At 54.0% G+C, this 18,608-nt stretch carries 11 protein-coding genes; 4 read left to right on the top strand and 7 right to left on the bottom strand.

The genetic code is table 11. The features are described 5' to 3' along the window. Positions 1-995 precede the first annotated feature (995 nt). Complete coding sequence (locus tag MXE41_RS09215; RefSeq protein WP_247100286.1) at positions 996-3,188, top strand: cytochrome c biogenesis protein CcdA; 2,193 nt, start codon at positions 996-998, stop codon at positions 3,186-3,188. A gap of 324 nt (positions 3,189-3,512) precedes the next feature. Further along, entirely contained in the window at positions 3,513-4,559 is a 1,047-nt protein-coding gene (pseI, locus tag MXE41_RS09210) for a pseudaminic acid synthase (RefSeq protein WP_247100285.1), read from the top strand. A 788-nt stretch (positions 4,560-5,347) separates the two neighbouring features. On the opposite strand, the gene MXE41_RS09205 is transcribed toward pseI, so the two are convergent. The 7 genes from MXE41_RS09205 to glyA all read right to left on the bottom strand — a co-directional run bounded on the left by MXE41_RS09205 (position 5,348) and on the right by glyA (position 14,595). Further along, the gene (locus tag MXE41_RS09205) at positions 5,348-6,106 is read right to left on the bottom strand and encodes an FKBP-type peptidyl-prolyl cis-trans isomerase (protein ID WP_246977543.1); all 759 of its coding nucleotides are present in this window, start codon (positions 6,104-6,106) and stop codon (positions 5,348-5,350) included. A 664-nt stretch (positions 6,107-6,770) separates the two neighbouring features. Continuing rightward, positions 6,771-7,883, bottom strand: coding sequence for a thiamine-phosphate kinase (gene thiL / locus MXE41_RS09200; RefSeq protein ID WP_246977544.1), 1,113 nt, complete (start codon positions 7,881-7,883; stop codon positions 6,771-6,773). Positions 7,884-8,464: 581 nt separating this feature from the next. Further along, positions 8,465-8,902, bottom strand: a complete 438-nt coding sequence (nusB, locus tag MXE41_RS09195; protein ID WP_246977545.1) for a transcription antitermination factor NusB — start codon at positions 8,900-8,902, stop codon at positions 8,465-8,467. Between the two features lie 421 nt (positions 8,903-9,323). Beyond that, the gene (ribE, locus tag MXE41_RS09190; protein ID WP_247100284.1) at positions 9,324-9,800 is read right to left on the bottom strand and encodes a 6,7-dimethyl-8-ribityllumazine synthase; all 477 of its coding nucleotides are present in this window, start codon (positions 9,798-9,800) and stop codon (positions 9,324-9,326) included. A 427-nt stretch (positions 9,801-10,227) separates the two neighbouring features. Then, the gene (locus tag MXE41_RS09185; RefSeq protein WP_246977547.1) at positions 10,228-10,887 is read right to left on the bottom strand and encodes a riboflavin synthase; all 660 of its coding nucleotides are present in this window, start codon (positions 10,885-10,887) and stop codon (positions 10,228-10,230) included. Between the two features lie 257 nt (positions 10,888-11,144). Then, positions 11,145-13,046: a bifunctional diaminohydroxyphosphoribosylaminopyrimidine deaminase/5-amino-6-(5-phosphoribosylamino)uracil reductase RibD gene (gene ribD, locus MXE41_RS09180; protein WP_247100283.1), complete on the bottom strand. Its 1,902-nt coding sequence runs from the start codon at positions 13,044-13,046 to the stop codon at positions 11,145-11,147. A 292-nt stretch (positions 13,047-13,338) separates the two neighbouring features. Further along, positions 13,339-14,595: a serine hydroxymethyltransferase gene (gene glyA / locus MXE41_RS09175; protein ID WP_247100291.1), complete on the bottom strand. Its 1,257-nt coding sequence runs from the start codon at positions 14,593-14,595 to the stop codon at positions 13,339-13,341. Between the two features lie 1,449 nt (positions 14,596-16,044). Here glyA and aroQ point away from each other — a divergent pair. Next, positions 16,045-16,497: a type II 3-dehydroquinate dehydratase gene (gene aroQ, locus MXE41_RS09170; RefSeq protein ID WP_247100282.1), complete on the top strand. Its 453-nt coding sequence runs from the start codon at positions 16,045-16,047 to the stop codon at positions 16,495-16,497. Between the two features lie 1,216 nt (positions 16,498-17,713). After that, complete coding sequence (gene accB / locus MXE41_RS09165) at positions 17,714-18,196, top strand: acetyl-CoA carboxylase biotin carboxyl carrier protein (RefSeq protein ID WP_246977591.1); 483 nt, start codon at positions 17,714-17,716, stop codon at positions 18,194-18,196. The last annotated feature ends 412 nt before the right edge of the window (positions 18,197-18,608 follow it).

Genomic DNA, 18,608 nt, shown 5'->3' with positions numbered 1-18,608 from the left:
GGTCATGGGGAGCTCAGAAAAAGGTCTTCTCATGCCAGTACGGCCAACTATGATGCCCGCCCTTTGTTAAATCGATGAACACTGCAGTGTGAAGATACTAAGAGCCAGCATGGCCCCATCAAAGGCAGGCTGCCTGTCACTGCTCACCGGCAGGCTTTCCCTGAGGCCGCAGCACATTACCAGCAGAGCTACTCAGCTCTTCATCTGGCAAAGTCAGCCCTGCAGGCTGTGCCAGCCCAGGCCTCTGCTGCTCAGCTGCTGTCTGAGTACAGATCGGCCTGGTGGCTGTGGAACAGGAGCTCCTTCGTTGTCAGCATTGGACCGTGCAGGTCCCGACTTGCGCGGCATGCCGGCTCTGCAGCTGCAATGCAGGGCAGCGGCCTGACTGGCTGCAGCTGTAATGTCAGTCGGCGCCATGAGCTGCGTGCAGCCGCAGGCGTCGTTGGCAGCGGTGCGAGGTGGGTTGTTGTCTGTCTTATGATTTGGCTCAGCTGTATTAAGCTCAGAATATATAGCCGGAGCTGGCGCCACGGGCGGCTCTGTTGTGCCTTTACAACGCAGATCACTGTTTTGCCTGGGTCCGGGTGCTCAGCGCACTAAAAAAATGCAGCTGCACAGCGCTTTTGCCCTTATTGTGCTCAAGAAGGCGAGCTCTCATGCCTGGGGGATAAAAGTTTGCAGCTGCGCGGCCATACGGGACGAAGCGGCACCGGCAGGCCCTGCAGGCATCCTTTGCGGACTGTGACGCAAAATTCATAAAATCATGCCATTTTCAGCACACTATATTGACTACCGCCGGTGAAAATACACTTTTGATCGCGGCATAGCTCAACTGTCTCTTTTTCATGATTCGCCCTGCAGTTACTTTATGGCAACTGCCACACAGCACAAATATCCCATTGGGCATTATAATTACGGCTTAATGCGGAAAGTCCGCTCTGCACCCTGCAGTGCCATGCCACTGCTTCTATGCATTTCCTTCTGGGGGCCTGATTATGCAAAAGAAACTGCTTGAGCGCAGCTCTTTATGCCTGTACCTGATTTCCTTTCTAGCCACACTGATGATTTGTTCTCAGTCAGTGGCCGCCCCCGCTGACAGCAGCAGTGCAGCCGGCACCTCCAATCTACTGAGCTCATTTACAGCCTCCACTGAATCAGCAGCCCCAGCTGCAGGCAAAGCCGGTACAGCTGCCGGTAGCGACAGCACCGGCAGCGGCAGCGGAGCTCTTGAGAGCATTGCTGGTGCCATGAGCTCAGGATCGGGCATGATACCAGGCGCTTCAGACCTGAGCGTCTCACGTGCCGGCTTTAATGGCATGAATCACAACATGCCTTTTATCCCTGCCTTTGATACCGATGGCAATATAGTCATTGTCTCCTTTACCATTCTGGGTCAGTCCTATATCTACAAGCATTCCATTGAGCTTATTTACGACCCTGACGAAGTCACCCTGAAAAAGCCTGCTTTGCCTCCGGCTACCCCACATGAAGATGCCCTTGGACCATCTGAGGTCTATTTCAGCGGACTGAAGTTTACCTTTCCGGTACGCAAGGCCGTTCCAGGTGCCGCCATTACCATCAAATACCAGGGCTGCGATGAAAGCGGTATCTGCTATCCCCCACAGACCTACAATATCTCCCTGCCTGAAAGCCTGATTGAAACACTGTCAGGCTCGGCGCCAGCCAGCGACAAGGCTGATACCACCAGCGCCGAGGGCGCAGCAGGCTCTGCATCTGCCGCTGCAGCTGGCGTTGACAGTACCTACAACCCTGCCCCTGGTTCAGGAGTCAATCTGCTCAGCGAGCATGAGCGTGCCAGCGGTGAAGGGCAAAAGAGCAGCAGCCTGTTTGAATTTGTCTCCAGCAGCAATGCCGGTAATGGCGATGCCATCAGCCAGCTGCTCTCTGACAATCTGCTCCTTGGTCTGCTCATTCTCTTTATTCTGGGTATCGGCCTTGATCTGACCCCATGCGTGCTGCCAATGCTGCCTATTTTCTCCACCATGGTGATAGGATCACGCAAGAGTACAGTCAAGAGTACTGACGTGATTGATATTGCCGTAGCAGCCCAGAGCCAGAGTGGCAGCTCCCGCGTACGCCGCATGAATTACGTGTTCTTCCAGAATCTGGGTTTTGCCCTTGGTCTTGCGCTTACTTACACCCTGCTCGGTCTGCTCTTTTCCATGGCCGGTGCCCACATGCACAGCTTCCTGCAAAGTACGGCCATGAACTATACCCTGGCCATTCTGATGATTATCTGTGCTCTGGCCTGTGCTGATGTCTTTGAGCTCAAGATGCCGGCCTTTATCACCAGCCGTCTGCAGTCACGTGCCTCACGACTCAATACCTCAAGCTTCCCGGGAGCCTTTATTCTTGGCGCCATCGCTGCGCTGATTGCCAGCCCATGCACCTCAGCTCCACTGGCCGGTGCCCTGCTGTATGTGATGAAAAACGGTGACACCCTCATGGGTTCCCTGGTGTTCTTTACCATTGGTATGGGTATGGCCACCCCACTGTTCATCATAGGCATGTTCGGCTCACGCTTCCTGCATAAGTCCGGCATCATTGGCGACATTATCAAGCGCCTGATGGTGGTTGCCCTGCTTGTCACAGCCTATATCATTGTCCGCCATACCCTGGGTCGTGCTGAAGTTCTTATCGGTGCCCTTACTGTCTACATTATCTGTGTCTACACCATGGTAAGTGCCGTATTCTTTATCAGAAGACGCGCTCTGCCTATGATTACAGCCACCATGATTGCCGTCTTTGCTCTGGCCCCTACCTACTGGTCCATGGGATACTTTGAGCAGAGCACTCAGCATCATGCCTACCGTGACTTCTACAGCGCCTCAGACATGCACTCGTTAAGTCACATTACTGAGGGCAATTACTCCATGATTGTCTTCACCGCCGAGTGGTGCGCCAACTGCAAGAGCATGGAAAGACAGATCTACTCATCAGCTCACTTCCTGGACATCAGCTCCGATATCCTCCGCGTGGTGGTCAATATCACCGACACTGACAATACGGAGATTGCCGGCATCATCAAACACTATAATGTTATTGGCGTGCCTTACTTTATAACTGTGGACAACAAAGGTAATATTGTAGACAGCCACCTTGGTCTGGCCCCGCCAGCAACGGTATTTGAGGCCGTACATCGCCTGCAATCAAAGTCTGACAAGTGACCGCAGCAGCCCCGGCTCCCCCACGGACCGGGGCTGTTTGCATACAGCCCATAAAGACAGGATCAGAGTACAGCTGAGGCCACCAGAAGCGCAGCGCCTGAGCGGCGCGGCGCTGCCGCCGCCGGCAGCTGCTCCACTGCATGCCGCAGCTTGCTGCCCCTCTGCATGCCGCAGTCTGCTGCTCACTGCATGCCGCCGGTCCTTGAAGCCAGCCGTTATACATAAGTACAAGAGATTAATAATTGAGGGAGTGTCGCACCGCACAGCCAGGGCCTGAAAAATGCCCGGCCGCTGCGTTGTGGCACCTGCCAAAGGATGTTTGACATGAGCACATCACCAGAACAGAATGCTGAAAGTGCAAAGGTAAATGCCCCTGTTATCGTTGCTGAAATTTCCGGCAACCATCAGGGCAGCATGGCTCAGGCCATGGAGCTTATTGAGCTGGCCCACAACTGCGGCGCCGACATGGTCAAGATTCAGACCTATACCGAGGATTCTCTGACCATTGACTCAAGCCGCGATGAGTTCCTGCTCAAGGACGGTCTGTGGAAGGGCTATACCTACTACGATCTCTACAAGGAGGCCAAAACTCCTCGTGAATGGATGAAGCCCCTGTTTGATTTTGCCCGTGATCTGAACATAAAGCTGTTCAGCTCCCCTTTCTCCCTGCCTGATGTTGAGGTGCTTGAGGCTGCTGACTGTCCAGTCTACAAAATTGCCTCTTTTGAGCTCAACTTCCCTCAGCTCATTGCCGCCTGCGCTCAGACAGGCAAGCCTGTGGTCATGTCCACCGGCCTTGCTACCCTCGATGAGATTGACTTTGCCGTGGATACTGCCCGCTCCAACGGCTGCAAGGATCTGACTGTGCTGCACTGTGAAAGCCACTACCCGGCCGATCCGTCCACCTTCAATCTCAACTCAATTCCTTTCTTCAAGGAGCGCTATGGCTGCAAGGCCGGACTGTCCAATCACGCCATTGGTGATGCCCTTGATATTGCCGCTACCGTCCTGGGTGCTGACATGATTGAAAAGCACTTTGCCCGAGATCGCCAGAGCGGCATTGATGCAGCCTTCTCCATGACCCCGGACGAGCTGCGCCAGCTCAAGTACGATACCAGCACCGTAGCCCAGTCCCTGGGCATCAAAGGCGTGCGCCTTGCTGAAATCGACATGCAAAAGCGCTCCCAGCGCCGCTCCGTATACCTCGTCAAGGACCTTGCTCAGGGTGAGGAGCTTACAAAGGATCACGTCAAGATTATCCGTCCGGCCCTCGGCCTTGAACCTGCCCGCCTCAACGACGTCCTTGGCCACAAGGCCGGGCGCGACCTCAAGGCCCCAATGCCACTGAACGCAGCCGACCTCATCCTCTAACCCGCGCCCCGCAGCAGCAGGCTGCGCAGCGCAGCAGAGCGGCCCGATCAGCCCCAAGCTCTCTGCTGCCCTCAAGGCAGCAGACCTGGGCACTGGCATGATAAGCCACAAATGTGTAAGGCAGCCCTCAGGGCTGCCTTATACATTTGTGCATCACTGCCACGACCACGGCCAGAGCCAGCCCGGCCATATGTGCCTGCCCTGGCCTGACGTACCAGCCATAGCCTGATGTGCCTGCCGGGCCTGATGTGCCTGCCCTGGCCACACGACATCACATGATACTCTTCAAAATCTTTTAGTTAAGCAACTTTACCCGACAGCATATTCACCGGCCAGAAATACTTTTTAGCCTGACAGATTGCAGGATGAACATGATGCTGCAGGTCATACGACCAGAATGCGACCTGTCAAAGCCATTAGTCACTTTTGAGCCTTAACGAATCAGCCTTTGACTATCCTCAGACATTTGCCTGGAAAAGATTCCAGGCGGTGCTTTGGCAGTGGCTCGGGAGGTGCTTTAGCAGCGGGCAATGAGGCTATTACAGGGAGTTTTTTGTCGGCGGCCCAGGGCGATTGCAGAGCGTGATTGTTCATGACTCCCGTACTTGGTTGCGGCTGCCTGTGCAGGTGCTCAGTGCGTACCTCTGCAGCCGGTTCTGCGGCGATTGCGGCCGGGCTTTGCGATGAGGGCTGGCGGGCTTCGCTTTTAGCCCGGACGGGGTTGCGGGTGCTGAAAAAAGGAAAGGCAGCCATGCGGCTGCCTTCCTTTAAGTATGACAGAAGAAAAATTACTTCTTGTCAGCTTTCTTGTCGTCAACTACCTCGACCAGCTCGATCTCGAATACGAGAGTGGAGTTTGGCTTGATCTTGTCGCCAGCACCCATGTCACCGTAAGCAAGGTCAGATGGGATGTACAGCATGGCCTTGGTGCCTTCCTTCATTAACTGAAGACCCTCGGTCCAGCCTGGGATGATGTTGGCCAGAGGCAGAGCAATAGGCTCCTTCTGCTCATCAAATACCTGACCGTCAATGGTGGTGCCCTTATAGCGGACCATTACAGTGTCCTGCAGGGTAGGAACCTTACCGTTACCGGCAGTGAGGATCTTGTACTGCAGACCGGACTCAGTGGTCTTTACGCCCTCTTTCTTGGCATTCTCAGCCAGGAAAGCAGTGCCGGCCTTTAAGTTTTCCTCAGCCTCAGCCTTCTGACGGTTCTCGATACCGGTACGCAGCTTCTCGTCCAGGGCCATCAGAGTATCAGCCATGTCCTTTTCCTCGAGGGTGATCTGGTTGCTCAGAGCATCCATGAAACCCTTTATTACGAGGTCGTGGTCAAACTTGCCAACGATTTCGGACTGATCCTTCTCGATGGTGGAGATGTACTTGCCTACGGAAGCGCCTACAGCATAGGAGGCCTTCTGCTCAAATGGGCTGTCCTTGGTGATGGTGACAGATGCGGCGCCCTGTGCCTTGTCGTCGCCGCCACAGGCGGTTACCAGAATGGTGGCAGCAGCTAATAATGACAGAGCTAAATAATTCTTCTTCATATTCTTAAAAATATCCACGTCGTTAAGTGTTTTCTGAAAAGCGGAGCAGCTGCAGGCCCCTCAAGGCCTGATCAGGGCCTTACTCCCCTGTCAGAACGGCAGTTTCTTATTCCAGCAAAACACCTTCAAAAGCGGTGAGCAATAACTGAAAAATTACGGTTATAACCGCATAAATCTGCGTGTCCGGCATAATTGCTCAGGACAAAATCGATGATTATACGCCAAATCACTGCATATAGGCCATAAATAAGACCAATAATATCCGCTAAGTGGACATAATCTTAGCAGTCAGATCTTAGATTTATCTTAGCAAGTACGTAACTTTATCAAGGGCAATGCCGGGACTTACGGGCCCTGACGCCCAACTGGATCACAAGATATGCACCTGGCCCCCGTCCAGAAACAAATACGAATAATATTCATTATTCCATTGCCTGTTGGACAGCTCAGCCTGTCCAACATGTGGAGAAGTCAGCCTGTCTAACAGGTGAATATGGCAGCAATGCCAGTCCCCAAAAAAGCCACCGGCCCGACCTGCAGTGACTTGCAATGCAGAATCGGGCCGGTGGGGATGCCGGGTCTGCGCCCAGGCGCAGGCCACGGTAAGGCCCTGGCCGGCCGGCCAGCCATGCCGTAAGACAGACTGAGCCGGGCAAAGGACGGGTCAGGACAGTCCTGAGTTGGCGATGAAGTGGTTGAAGGAGCCGGTGCCCAGCTTCAGGGCCACTTCCTGACACTTGTTATTGACGATAGTAATCAGGCCGCCGTCAGTGGCCAGGGAGTTGTCGTTATAGACATCGTCATCACGCAGCTCTACCACCTCGCCAATGGCGGTTACTCTGAAGCCCTTGAGCTCAGGGATCTGGGCACAGTGCTTTGTCAGAGCTTCAAAATCTTTTGGTGAGCAGGTAAAGAGAATGTTGTAATCGCCGCCGCTGCTTAAAGCCAGTTTGAGCAGCGCCTTGGCTGACATCTTGAAGTCACTGAGCAGTGATGAGGCTACAGGGTCAAGGGGCAGGCTTTCATAATTAAGCAGCGCACGGGCACGTGACTGAACCAGTACATGACTCATGTCCCCAAGCAGGCCATCGGAAACGTCGATAGCGCAGTTGGAGAATTTGATGAGCTCCCTGACAAAAAGAGACATGCGTGGGTCGTAGCCAAAGGCATGCTCTTCAAAACGGCGGCGGGCATCAGTGTCCATGTTGCGCACTGAATTGTTATACATTGCCTTGACGTACAGACCGTTGGAGCCCAGAGTGCCAGTAACAGCAATGATGTCGCCTGGCTTTGCAGTGTTGCGGCGCAGGCTGCGGCCTTCTTCAAAGCTTTTGCCAAAGGCGGTCACGGAAATGGTCAGAGGGGCATTACGCTGAGTTACGTGGGTAACATTGCCGCCAACCAGCACGGTATTGTGGCTTGCCAGACAGGCCTCAAGGCCCTCGGAGAAAGGCCCCCAGAACTCGTCAAAGTCCACGTAGCGGTCAGGGATATCAAGGGAAAGGGTAACAAACTGTGGCTGAGCACCCATGGCATAGAGGTCGGAGAAATTAACCTCAAGGGTACGGGCACCGAGCAGGCGTGGATTGAAATTGGTAAAGAAGTGAACGTTTTCTACCAGGGTATCAGTAGTAATGGCATAGGTGCCGTCCATCTTAATGAGTGCAGCATCATCACCAATGCCCAGCACCAGCCCCATCTTTTCTGCCTCACGGGCAAAACCTGGATTAAGGCGGGAAAAATACTGGTGAATAAAAGAAAACTCATCATTAGCCATTGTTTCTACCCTTTAGAACACTGTTAAGGTATCCAGGCACGGATACTCCCCTCATGCCTGACCGGCTGCAGGATCTGCTCCGGAATTTCAGTCCACAGCTGAGCCCTGGCTGCATCAATACAGACAGTCTCAGAACCAATATTTTTCGTTCATTTCAGGCCATCCCGACCCTGCACAAAGCTCAGTAGACCTGCAGCGTGCTTCTCTCCATAACACAGCTGCTCATGGCTATCTTACTTTAGCCGCCCCAGTACTTCAATGCCATGGCCGCGCTGCCCTCCAGTACGACCTGTTCCTAAAGCCGTATCAGGCCCGCCAGAGTCGGCTCCGGACGCACCCAGCCAGACGCTTGCTCCTCATACCTGCGGCCCGCCGCCGCAAGGCTGTGCACAGCCTGGGCCCTGCCCGGCCATGACCTGGCATGGCGCCGCTCCGCGCCTTGCGCAGCTATGCTGGGCACCGCCAGGTTGATGGCAATGGCCGGAGCCGGAAAAAAATTAGACCCAGTAAATGGGCCTAATCTTTGATGGTTGCACTGTATACAGGTCAGTTCAGCAGGACCTGCGGGCATGGCGGGCCGGTCAGTCGGTCTGACGGATAGACTTGACTACCTTGTCCAGTACGCCGTTGACGAACTTGTGGCTGTCCTGCTCGGCAAAGGACTTGGCCAGCATGATGGCCTCATTGATTACCACCTTGAAAGGTACTTCCTGACGGTATTTGAGCTCAAAAGTGCCTAAACGCAGAATTGCCTTGTCCACCTGGTCCAGATCCTTTAAAGGACGGGACAGGAAAGGCTCAAATACTGAGTCAAGGTAATCGCAGTTGGCGATAATACCCTGAATTAAATCGTGCATGTAATCGAGATCAGCGCCCTGTACTGGCTGGTCTTCCAGAAACTGCTGCTCAATGGTGTGGGCTGATAAGCCGGTCAGCTGCCACTGATAAATTGCCTGCAGGGCAAAGTGACGAGCCTTGTGGCGCATTGCCGGGGTTACTGCACCCTCAGTCTGATCCATATAAACCTCAAAGTATGACTGATACGCAACAGATAGAATGCCCTGAAGCTGCCCACAGCAGATAAGGCGTGGCAGCCCGTGGACCAGGTCAGTCTGACCGGTCCTGCCTTGATGGAGCTGTTGCGCTCACATGGTCATGAAATGGAAAGGAAAAGTTGCTCAAATACGGCCGCAGTACAAATCATGCGGCCCTGTGCCCCGCCGTGTTTAATTTGCAGCCCAGGCAAGCTGTTGCAGGCCCGGGGCCTCAGGCTCAGGCCTGAGCTTGAGGGGCACAAAGGCAGGTGGAGCTTACGGCGTCAGGCCGTCAGCCTGACGCCGTCAGAACGACACAGTCAGACTGACTCTGTCAGCTCCGGCTGCAGCATATGGCTGCAGCATGCGGCGGTGGCCCTTGGCCACCTGATTGCTGTCTTTACAATCAGTTCTTTAACTGACGCATTACGTTGACCATCTCCAGGGCGGCGGCGGCGGCCTCACTGCCCTTATTACCGGCCTTGGAACCGGCACGCTGAACAGCCTCGTCCAGAGTGTTGGTGGTCAGAACGCCATTGGAAATAATGACCTGACGGTTCAGAGTAACCTGGGTAATGCCCTTGGCACACTCGTTAGCTACTACCTCAAAGTGGTAGGTGGCACCACGGATTACACAGCCCAGGGCGATGAGGGCATCGTACTTGCCGCTGGCGGCCATGGCATCCAGAGCCAGAGGAATCTCAATGGCACCTGGAACACGTACTACAGTGATGTTCTCCTCAGGAACCAGACCGTCTCTCTTTAAAGAGTCGATAGCACCCTCAACCAGTCTTTCACAGATAAAGCTGTTGAAACGTGAAACCACGATGCCAAAGCGGGCGTCCTGGCAAGGCTTAATGCCTTCAATGAAATTAACAGACATCTAAAAAACTCCACTGTCTCATTTCTCACCGTGATTATCAGCCACGGCATTCAGTAAACAGAAAATCACCAGCTGATGGCCGTGGCTGCCTGACCGGGCAGGCCTTAAGTGTGAATGAGCAACTTGAAAATACGCAGACGCACAGCGTCCATAAATTAATGCACTTTTAAGCATTGCATGCTGCAAAGCCTTAAAAACGGCGGAAAAGCGCATAAAGCCGCCAAATTTAGCCAGATAGTATAGCAAAAATTGCCCGCATCACCCAATGCGCATAAGCCGCGCCACTGTCGTGACGCCGCGCAGTCCTTGCCTGGCCAGGCAAGGCGCAGGCTGGAGGCTGCCTGGCTGCAGGTTGCAGCCGGGCTGCTACTGCAGGCTGCAGCCAGACTGCTACTGCAGCTGATGCAGCGTGGTCGCAGCCTTGCTCTTAGAAGAATCCGTTTTTCTGCAGGCTTTCGAGGGTCACACCGCCATCGGCTTTCTTTTCACCACCATTGTTGATAAGCAGCAGACGCTCCAGATAACGGGCCAGCACGTCAACTTCCAGGTTGACCTTTGAGCCTGGACGGAAGGAGGTAGCCACCTCATGCTGGGTGTGAGGAATGAGGGTCAGACGGAAGTCAGTGTCTCTGACCTCATTTACGGTCAGGGAAATGCCATCGACTGCAATGGAGCCTTTCATGGCAATGTAATGTTTAAGGCTTGCCGGGGCCTGAATCCAGACATTGATGGCCTCATCAACACGGTAGTTTTCCAGCACAGTACCAATTCCGTCAACATGGCCCTGCATGATGTGACCGCCCAGACGGGTATGAGGAGTACAGGCCAGCTCCAGATTAAGCTCAGTGCCCGGGGTATAAAAACCAAAGCAGGTAAGATTGACACTCTCAAATGACAGATCAGCCTCGTAGGCATCCTCATGCAAAGCTGTAGCAGTTAGACAGACACCATTAGTGGCAATGGAGTCACCAAGACGTACTCTGTCCTTTAAAAAGGCCGGATCAGTGCCCACCACAATGTGAGAGCCCTTGCCATTGCGCTCAATGCTGCGCAGTACACCCTTGCTTTCGACAATACCTGTAAACATGAACTGTACCTTTAGTCTTTCTTAAAATATTCCTGCTGACCGCCCTGCCCCCGGCATCATAGCCAGCGGCCGCTGCCGGAGCAGCCTGCTGCTCAGTCCGGACTGCCTGCCCGCATATGCCGGCTGCCCCATCCAACCGGACTTCATAATAGGCCGTCCGCATGGCTAACCGGGCTGCTTCATGGGTCGGCCGCCCCGGCCAACCGGGCTGCCTCAAGGGCAGGGCGGTCTGGCAGGCGGCGGGGCCGGGCCTGTAATCAGACGCGATGGGCGCGGGTTACAGGCTTGCTCAGCACCAGACCAATGTTGCTCTTGAAGGTCTTGACCTTGCACTTCTTGAAGCGCAGAGCTTCGGCAAGGCGTGACGGCTCGTGAATGGCAAAGGCACTCTTGGCCTCAAGACCGAGAATCATAGGGCTCATGTAGCAGTAGCATTCATCGATAAGACCGTGCTCCAGGAAAGCAGAGCCCAGGGTTGAGCCGGCCTCAACCATGGCTACACGAATGTCACGGCTGCCAAGGAAATCAAGCACGGCACTTACTGAAGCGTGAGCCTTGCCATCAGTACCCAGATCAAATGGAACAGCTACCACGTAGACGCGGTCAGACCACTTTTCTACCACGAAGTTGCTGCCCTGGGCCACTACTTTGTCTCTGTTGATCTGCCAGCTGTTTGTGATCAGCTTTAAGACTTCAGCCTGAGCCTCATCCCTTGAGGCTGGCAGCCTGCCGGTGCCTGCAGCGCTGTCAACTGATCCGGTGGCGGCTCCGTCAGCCTTCATGGCAGCGTCGGCGGCTCTGGCGGCGTCGGCGGTCCTGGCTGCATCTGCGGCCTTTGCTATGGCTGAATGGTCAGGACGCTCAGGAATGATGGACAGAGTGCGGCCCTTGAGGCAGGAGACGCTTACCTTCTGATCATCAGATCCCTTGCGGCCACGGCCTGATCCCCTGCCTGACTTGCTGCGGGAGTTAAGCTCACGCAGCTCAGCCATGGTAAAGCATCCTATAGGACTGTCATGACCAGGCATGGTCTCATCATCATCCCTTTCCAGTATGCCTGCGCCCAGTGAGGTACCGGCCCTGCTCAAATCCTTGAGGTCGCGGGAACCGGCCTCAACAGCAAAGGCGGCGGCGGTCTGACTGGCATTACCCTGGTCGGCTGTGGTTATGGCACCACGGGTAGCAGCATGTCCTGCAGCACGTCCGGCTGAGCGGGCTGCCGGTGCGGCAGCTGCAGCTGCGGCTGCCTCCTTTGCAGCTTCCTTGTCGCTCTTCTTATCAGAGGACTTTTTGCGCTCAGGTTTGGCCTTGTTCTTATCACTGATGGCTGCGACAGTAAGCTCGGTGCTGCCCACCACAATGAAATTCTCACCTGTGGAGAAAATGGCATAAGGATCAAGATCGTACAGCTGTCTGTTTGGCATGAGCGTGCCCTTGCTGTCGATAATGACCTTGACCGGCTGTCTGATTAAAGTGGTATCAAGACCGGTCAGCAGCTTGATAGGCAGATCCTCAAGACGCACATTGAGCTTAGGGTTATCGGTAAGCACGGTCTTGTATGAGGTAATAACGGCATCAGACCACAGACGCAGACGCTGGACATCAGCACGGCACCTGTCATTGGTAATCCACTTGGACTCATTGGTAGACAGAGCCACACGGCCATCAAGGCTCATGCCGTACTTGAGAATGGTAAATGGTCGTCCGGTGGTAATGGACTTGAAGAATGCGCGGTTGAGCTTGATGCATTCCTTGTTGAGCCTGCCTGTGGCCACCACTACCTGAATATTGGCATCCAGCAGCATACGTATGCCCTTACCGCTCACACGCGGATCAGGATCGGTAGAACCTATGACCACCTTTTTGACACGGGCATCGATAAGGGCCTGAGCACATGGTGGAGTGCGCCCATGGTGAGAGCACGGCTCCAGGGTTACGTAGCAGGTGGCACCCTCAACATCAAAACCGGCGGCACGCAGAGCCATGACCTCAGCATGAGGCTGACCTGCACAATGGTGAAAGCCCATACCCAGAATTTTGTTGTTGCGGACAATAACACAGCCTACGGCCGGATTAGGCGAAGTGGTATAACGACCCTTCTTGGCCTCTGCCAGTGCCATTTTCAAATAGTAATAATCGCTGTGTTTTTCCCTGGCCATAACCGCTACCTCACTGAAGAACAAACATATAAAAGGCTATCTTATCCCAAAAAACAATGAGCTGCCCCAAATTGCTCTGATGCTTTTGAGACAGCTCATCAAAAATATGCCCCCGGGCACTGTGCCAGGGCACAGGCAGTTTCGCTTGAGACTGCCTTATGTATTCTGTTGCGCCCTGCAGCAGTCCTAAGTCCTGCCTGCAGTCGCATGCGGCAGCCTGAGGCAGGCATCATGCCCGCCCAGGCTGCATCAGGCAGCCACTGACAAGTGATGACCTGCCTGCTGGTGTGACTTAGTCCTTGTAAACAGGGAAACGGTCACATAAGGCCTTGACGCGGGCACGGCAGCTCTCGATTACAGACTCATCCTGCCAGTTGTCCAGAACGTCACAGATGATGTTGGCCAGCTCGCGTACTTCCTCATCCTTGAAGCCACGACGGGTAACAGCTGGAGTACCGATACGCAGACCGGAGGTGATGAACGGGCTGCGTGGGTCACCTGGAACGGAGTTCTTGTTTACGGTGATGTTAGCCTTGCCCAGAGCAGCCTCAGCGTCCTTACCGGTCATCTCAAGGCCGATGAAGTCGAGCAGGAAGAGGTGATTCTGAGTACCGCCGGAAACAATCTTGTAGCCACGGCTCTTGATGATGTCGCACATGATTCTGGCGTTGGTCAGAACCTGCTTCTGGGACTCAACGAACCATGGCTCCATGGCCTCCTTGAATACTACGGCCTTGGCAGCGATAACGTGCATTAAAGGACCGCCCTGGGAGCCTGGGAAGATAGCGGAGTTGAGCTTCTTGTAGATATTCTCGTCGTGGCAGTTGGACAGGATCAGACCTGAACGTGGACCGCCCAGGGTCTTGTGGGTGGTGGAGGTTACTACGTGAGCATAGTCAATTGGGCTTGGGTACAGACCTGCAGCAACCAGACCGGCAACGTGGGCCATGTCAGCGATGAGATAGGCGCCAACCTCGTCGGCGATCTCACGCATCTTCTTCCAGTCAACAATGCCGGAGTAGGCAGAGAAGCCGGAAACGATAACCTTTGGCTTAACCTCGAGGGCCTGAGCACGGATAGCTTCGTAGTCGAGCTCACCGGCCTCGTTTACACCGTACTGAACAGCGTTGTAAACCTTACCGGAGAAGGATACGGAAGCACCGTGGGTCAGGTGACCACCGGCAGCCAGAGACAGACCTAAAATGGTGTCACCTGGATTGCACAGAGCCATGTAGGCGGCACAGTTGGCCTGAGAACCGGCGTGTGGCTGAACATTGGCGTATTCGCACTTGAAGAGCTTGCAGGCGCGCTCAATGGCCAGACGCTCAACCTCATCAACGTACTCACAACCACCATAGTAACGCTTGCCTGGGTAGCCCTCAGCGTACTTGTTGGTCAGCTGGGATCCCTGAGCCTCCATGACACAGAGGCTGGCATAATTCTCAGAAGCGATAAGCTCGATATGATCTTCCTGACGTGCGTCTTCGGCAGACATGGCACGGAAGAGTTCTGGATCGTATTGAGCAATGGACTTGGAAGAGTTAATCATCATAAAGCGGTTAATTTGCCTGACCGGGCACCGCGCTGCAAAAATCCGGGCCGCCCGGAAAAATGGGCTGCCCCTCTTGCAGCTTGAATACAGCCGTACAGGACATCTCCTGATTGAGCGTCATGACCAGCCCTGACCGTACGCCGCCCCTACAGTGCGACTTCGCCCCGGACTGAGGCATAACTGTGAATGAACGATGACCGTGGTCATCAGCCGTCCAGTAACACCCGCAAGTGATCCTGCGGGCAAAAGTAATCTGTTATCAGCCACCCGGCATCGCAGCATCAGCTGCGCTGCTGCACTGCGTGCGCCACTGCGGGCTGCTCCTGGCAGAGCCGCGCTGCGCGCAGTGTGCACCACGCCTTGCGCTGTGTACATAACGCCTGTGCGCTGTGCGGGGCGGCGGCCCAGTCGGGCCCCTGGTGATAATAATCAAACAGCCATAGCCTCTGCGCTGGATGATTTTTGTGCCGAATAATGAAAAAAGTGGCAATCATACAGTGAAAAGCTGGAGAAAAGGCTGAAAAAACGAGAAAAAGACTAAGGTCAGGATGACCGGAGGTGCAGGCATTGCACAGGGTAACTCTGTACCTGCAAAAGAATAAGGCAGCCGCATGAAGCTGCTGATAAATCTTGAACAATTCAGGGACACATATTTTAGCACAAAGTCCCAAATTACCAGACAAACAGGGCCAAAAAAGCCCGTCTGATGGCTACTTTTTATCTCTTTTAAATGGACAGAGCATGCCATCGGTACAGCCCCGGCCTTCAAATGCCCCTCCATTGACCAGTGAACAATATTGAATCAGCACAAAATGCAAGAGCGCACACTCAGTACTGTGAGCTCCAAAGCACAACAGGCACATACTTTGTCCAGAAACGTGTTGAGGTTCACACTATCTGCTATATGCAGCGCACTTTTTGTCCCGTCCCCCGTCAAAAACCTATCCAGCCCCCGCCACCATCACAGGCTAAACAATCAGCCACAGCCTCAACGGGCGGCACCTGGTCTGTATGCATTCCGGCCCATTCATGGCGCGAGCGCCCAATTCATGGCCCAGCCCCCAATCCATGGACCAGGCACCAATCCGTGGACCAGGCCCCCATGCACTTGCATGAGCCCGCTAGCCTACAGCTTCCTGAGCATGCCTGTCAGGAGCGCACTGAGCGCCATCAGCGGGGCATCAGAACAAAAATGGCATGCAAGGCATGCATTTTGGCCCTGAATCTGTCTATGACAGGGCTTTTCAGGACTGATTTTGAGCATATCTTACCCAGGGTACTGCTCCTGACTGTCCCTAGATAACCACAATCTGGCGGACATAAGTGATAAAGATCAAAAATTTCGGCCTCGAATTGGGTGAAAAATCGCTCAAAACTGATAATTTTTGAGAATTATGGGGCTTTTATTGGTAAAATTAGCGAAATTTTGTCAGCTGGAGAAGTTTTGTGGCACGCCCAAAAATCCTGGTCGTAAACGGACCAAATCTGAACTTTCTTGGTATTCGTGAACCAGGCATTTATGGCAGCGATACTCTTGAGACTGTCGTTGACCGTCTTGCCGAGCGCGCCGGCTCACTTGATGTGGATCTGGAGCACTTTCAGTCCAACAGCGAAGGCGCCCTGGTAGACAGGATTCAGCAGGCATATGGCAATACCGACTTTATCCTGATTAATGCCGGTGCCTATACCCACACCAGTGTTGCGCTTCTCGATGCACTGAGCTCTGTGGCCATACCATTTATCGAGATTCATATTTCCAATGTCCATGCAAGAGAGCAGTTCCGCCATCATTCTTACCTGTCGGCCAAAGCCATGGGTGTGATCGTGGGATTTGGTCTTGACGGTTATGACTTTGCCCTGCAAAAGGCCGTTTCCTGGCTCAAGACTCAGAGCAAATAACAAGCATAACTGCAGCTGCGACTGCAGATGCAGATACAACTGCAATGCAGCTGTGACAGCACTGCCGATGCAGATGCTGGTACGGCAGCACCGCAACTGCATCAGCATCGCCGATGACACAGTTCTGACGATATCAGTGACTCCATCATCGTGATGCCTGAAAAACAGGCTGTCCTCAATTTATCTGACGGCAGCATTCACTGACAGCGGCAGCAAAAAACACCTCTATCCTCTCTTAACAAGATTTCGAGCATCAGCACCTGTTACGGAAACAGGCCCTGATGCATGCAGCAAAAACTGCCTGACGGTACGTGGTGCCGTACCGCACGACAGTGCCGTACCGCATGAAAGAGCCTGTCAAAGCCAGGCTGTGTGCGCATGAAGGGGCAATGTCCCTTTGGTCGTGATGCTGCTTATGCGCTGTGTCAGCGTAATGCTGAGCAGCAGCTTTCAGTACTTTTTTGCGCAGTCGCCGCCACCGGGACTTTCCATGGCGCTGTCTGCATTTCATCAACACCGCAGCCTGACGGGTTTTAGCTCACTGGTATGCGGCACCCAAAGCACATGATGCTTTACTCTCTGACCAGATCTGCAGACGTCCATGACTGCAGTGCGGCAGCAAACTGAATGCAGAGCCTGTGAGGCTTTGCCTGCCCCGGTCATGAGAACAAACATAGTTGCTGTTTCTTCCTCCATTTGCATTTCAGGCCAGATGCCTCTGCGCCCTGCATATCAGCCGGGGCTGCAGTCATTTTGTCTGAAAAATGTTAACTTCAGGCTTGCAAGGGAAAAATTTGGGATTAAAATGCCATCTTTCTCCATGCCAGCCACCGAAGATGCTCACAGCATGTTCAATGTCCATGTCAGATATGCCACGGCCTGCTCCAGTCAGGAACAGCCCGACAGTTTTGACGGCCACTAAGGCCGCTCAGCATGACAGAGCCGTGTATGACTGCAAAGAAGGGCGATCCCCCTTCGCCTGTGCGCCGGACATGCCGCATCAGGCCAATGCCTGATGTGTTGACAGATGAGCCCATGTGGAGAAAGTGAAAGTACGGTGAGAGACATCATTCACCGGATTCATGGAAGGCAGTGGCTACATTTTAAAAGCGAGCTATATGATGCCGGGCACAGATTCATCAGGGACAGGTACCCTCAATGAAAGCCCGCTCCATTCATATATCCTTGCGTGTTTTATTTGGGAATCTAAATGCAAATTGACATTCACAAGATCGCTAAATTGATTGACCTCGTATCCAATTCCGATGTCGCTGAAATCAATTTAAAGCAGGGTGAGGAAGAGCTCCGTATCTCCCGCCAGTCTACTGTGGTTGCACCTGCCGTACAGACAGTCGTTGCCGCCGCTGCTCCTGCAGCTCCGGTCGCCGCTGCCGCACATGCTGCTCCAGCTCCAGTTGCCGCTGCCCCAGCAGCCGCTCCTGCCGCCGCACCAGCCGTTGATGATTCCAAGATCATGCGTTCTACCATGGTTGGCACCTTCTACCGTGCTGCCAGCCCTACCAGCGCCCCATTTGTTGATGTTGGCTCCACAGTCAAGGAGGGTGATACCCTGTGCATCGTGGAAGCCATGAAGATGATCAATCAGATCCCAGCTGACCGTTCCGGCACCATCAAGAAGATTCTGGTCGAAAACGGCACCACAGTTGAGTTCGATCAGCCAATCTTTGAATTTGAATAAACTACCTGCTGCAAATGCGCTTACGCAGGCTACTGCACTTACGCTGCCCTGTTTACCATGACTGAGGCAGCCTGCAGCGGCCCAGGTAACAGTACCGGTCGCCTGCAGACAGGCCCGGCTCAGGCCCAGACCTGCAGCCGGGCCTGAGCAGATCATAAGTCCTGCACTGCCCTTCTGACTTAAGCTCAATCTCTAAGCCCATGCTGAGGCAGTAAGCAAAGCAGGTCCCTGCCAGGCCACATCCCCTCCTGAGTTTCCATACGCTTCACCCACGGTGCCCCGGCGGCACACGGTACCCACAGAGTCTGCAGCGCCATATGGCGCGACGCTCACAGAGCATATGGTGCCAGTACAGCAAAGTCTGTTTCAGGCACAGTGTGAAGAAATAATACGGGAAATAAGGGAAAATCAA

Source organism: Anaerobiospirillum sp. NML120449 (assembly GCF_023051105.1).
Classification (GTDB): domain Bacteria; phylum Pseudomonadota; class Gammaproteobacteria; order Enterobacterales; family Succinivibrionaceae; genus Anaerobiospirillum.
Note: the sequence above shows the minus strand (reverse complement) of the source record. Positions and strands in the feature narration are given on the sequence as shown.

Bases quoted from the DNA above. Each gene is read 5' to 3' on its own strand.
- MXE41_RS09215 (WP_247100286.1), top strand. From the start codon at position 996: ATGCAAAAGAAACTGCTTGAGCGCAGCTCTTTATGCCTGTACCTGATT.
- MXE41_RS09205 (WP_246977543.1), bottom strand. From the start codon at position 6,106: ATGAAGAAGAATTATTTAGCTCTGTCATTATTAGCTGCTGCCACCATT.
- pseI (WP_247100285.1), top strand. From the start codon at position 3,513: ATGAGCACATCACCAGAACAGAATGCTGAAAGTGCAAAGGTAAATGCC.
- thiL (WP_246977544.1), bottom strand. From the start codon at position 7,883: ATGGCTAATGATGAGTTTTCTTTTATTCACCAGTATTTTTCCCGCCTT.
- nusB (WP_246977545.1), bottom strand. From the start codon at position 8,902: ATGGATCAGACTGAGGGTGCAGTAACCCCGGCAATGCGCCACAAGGCT.
- ribD (WP_247100283.1), bottom strand. From the start codon at position 13,046: ATGGCCAGGGAAAAACACAGCGATTATTACTATTTGAAAATGGCACTG.
- glyA (WP_247100291.1), bottom strand. From the start codon at position 14,595: ATGATTAACTCTTCCAAGTCCATTGCTCAATACGATCCAGAACTCTTC.
- ribE (WP_247100284.1), bottom strand. From the start codon at position 9,800: ATGTCTGTTAATTTCATTGAAGGCATTAAGCCTTGCCAGGACGCCCGC.
- MXE41_RS09185 (WP_246977547.1), bottom strand. From the start codon at position 10,887: ATGTTTACAGGTATTGTCGAAAGCAAGGGTGTACTGCGCAGCATTGAG.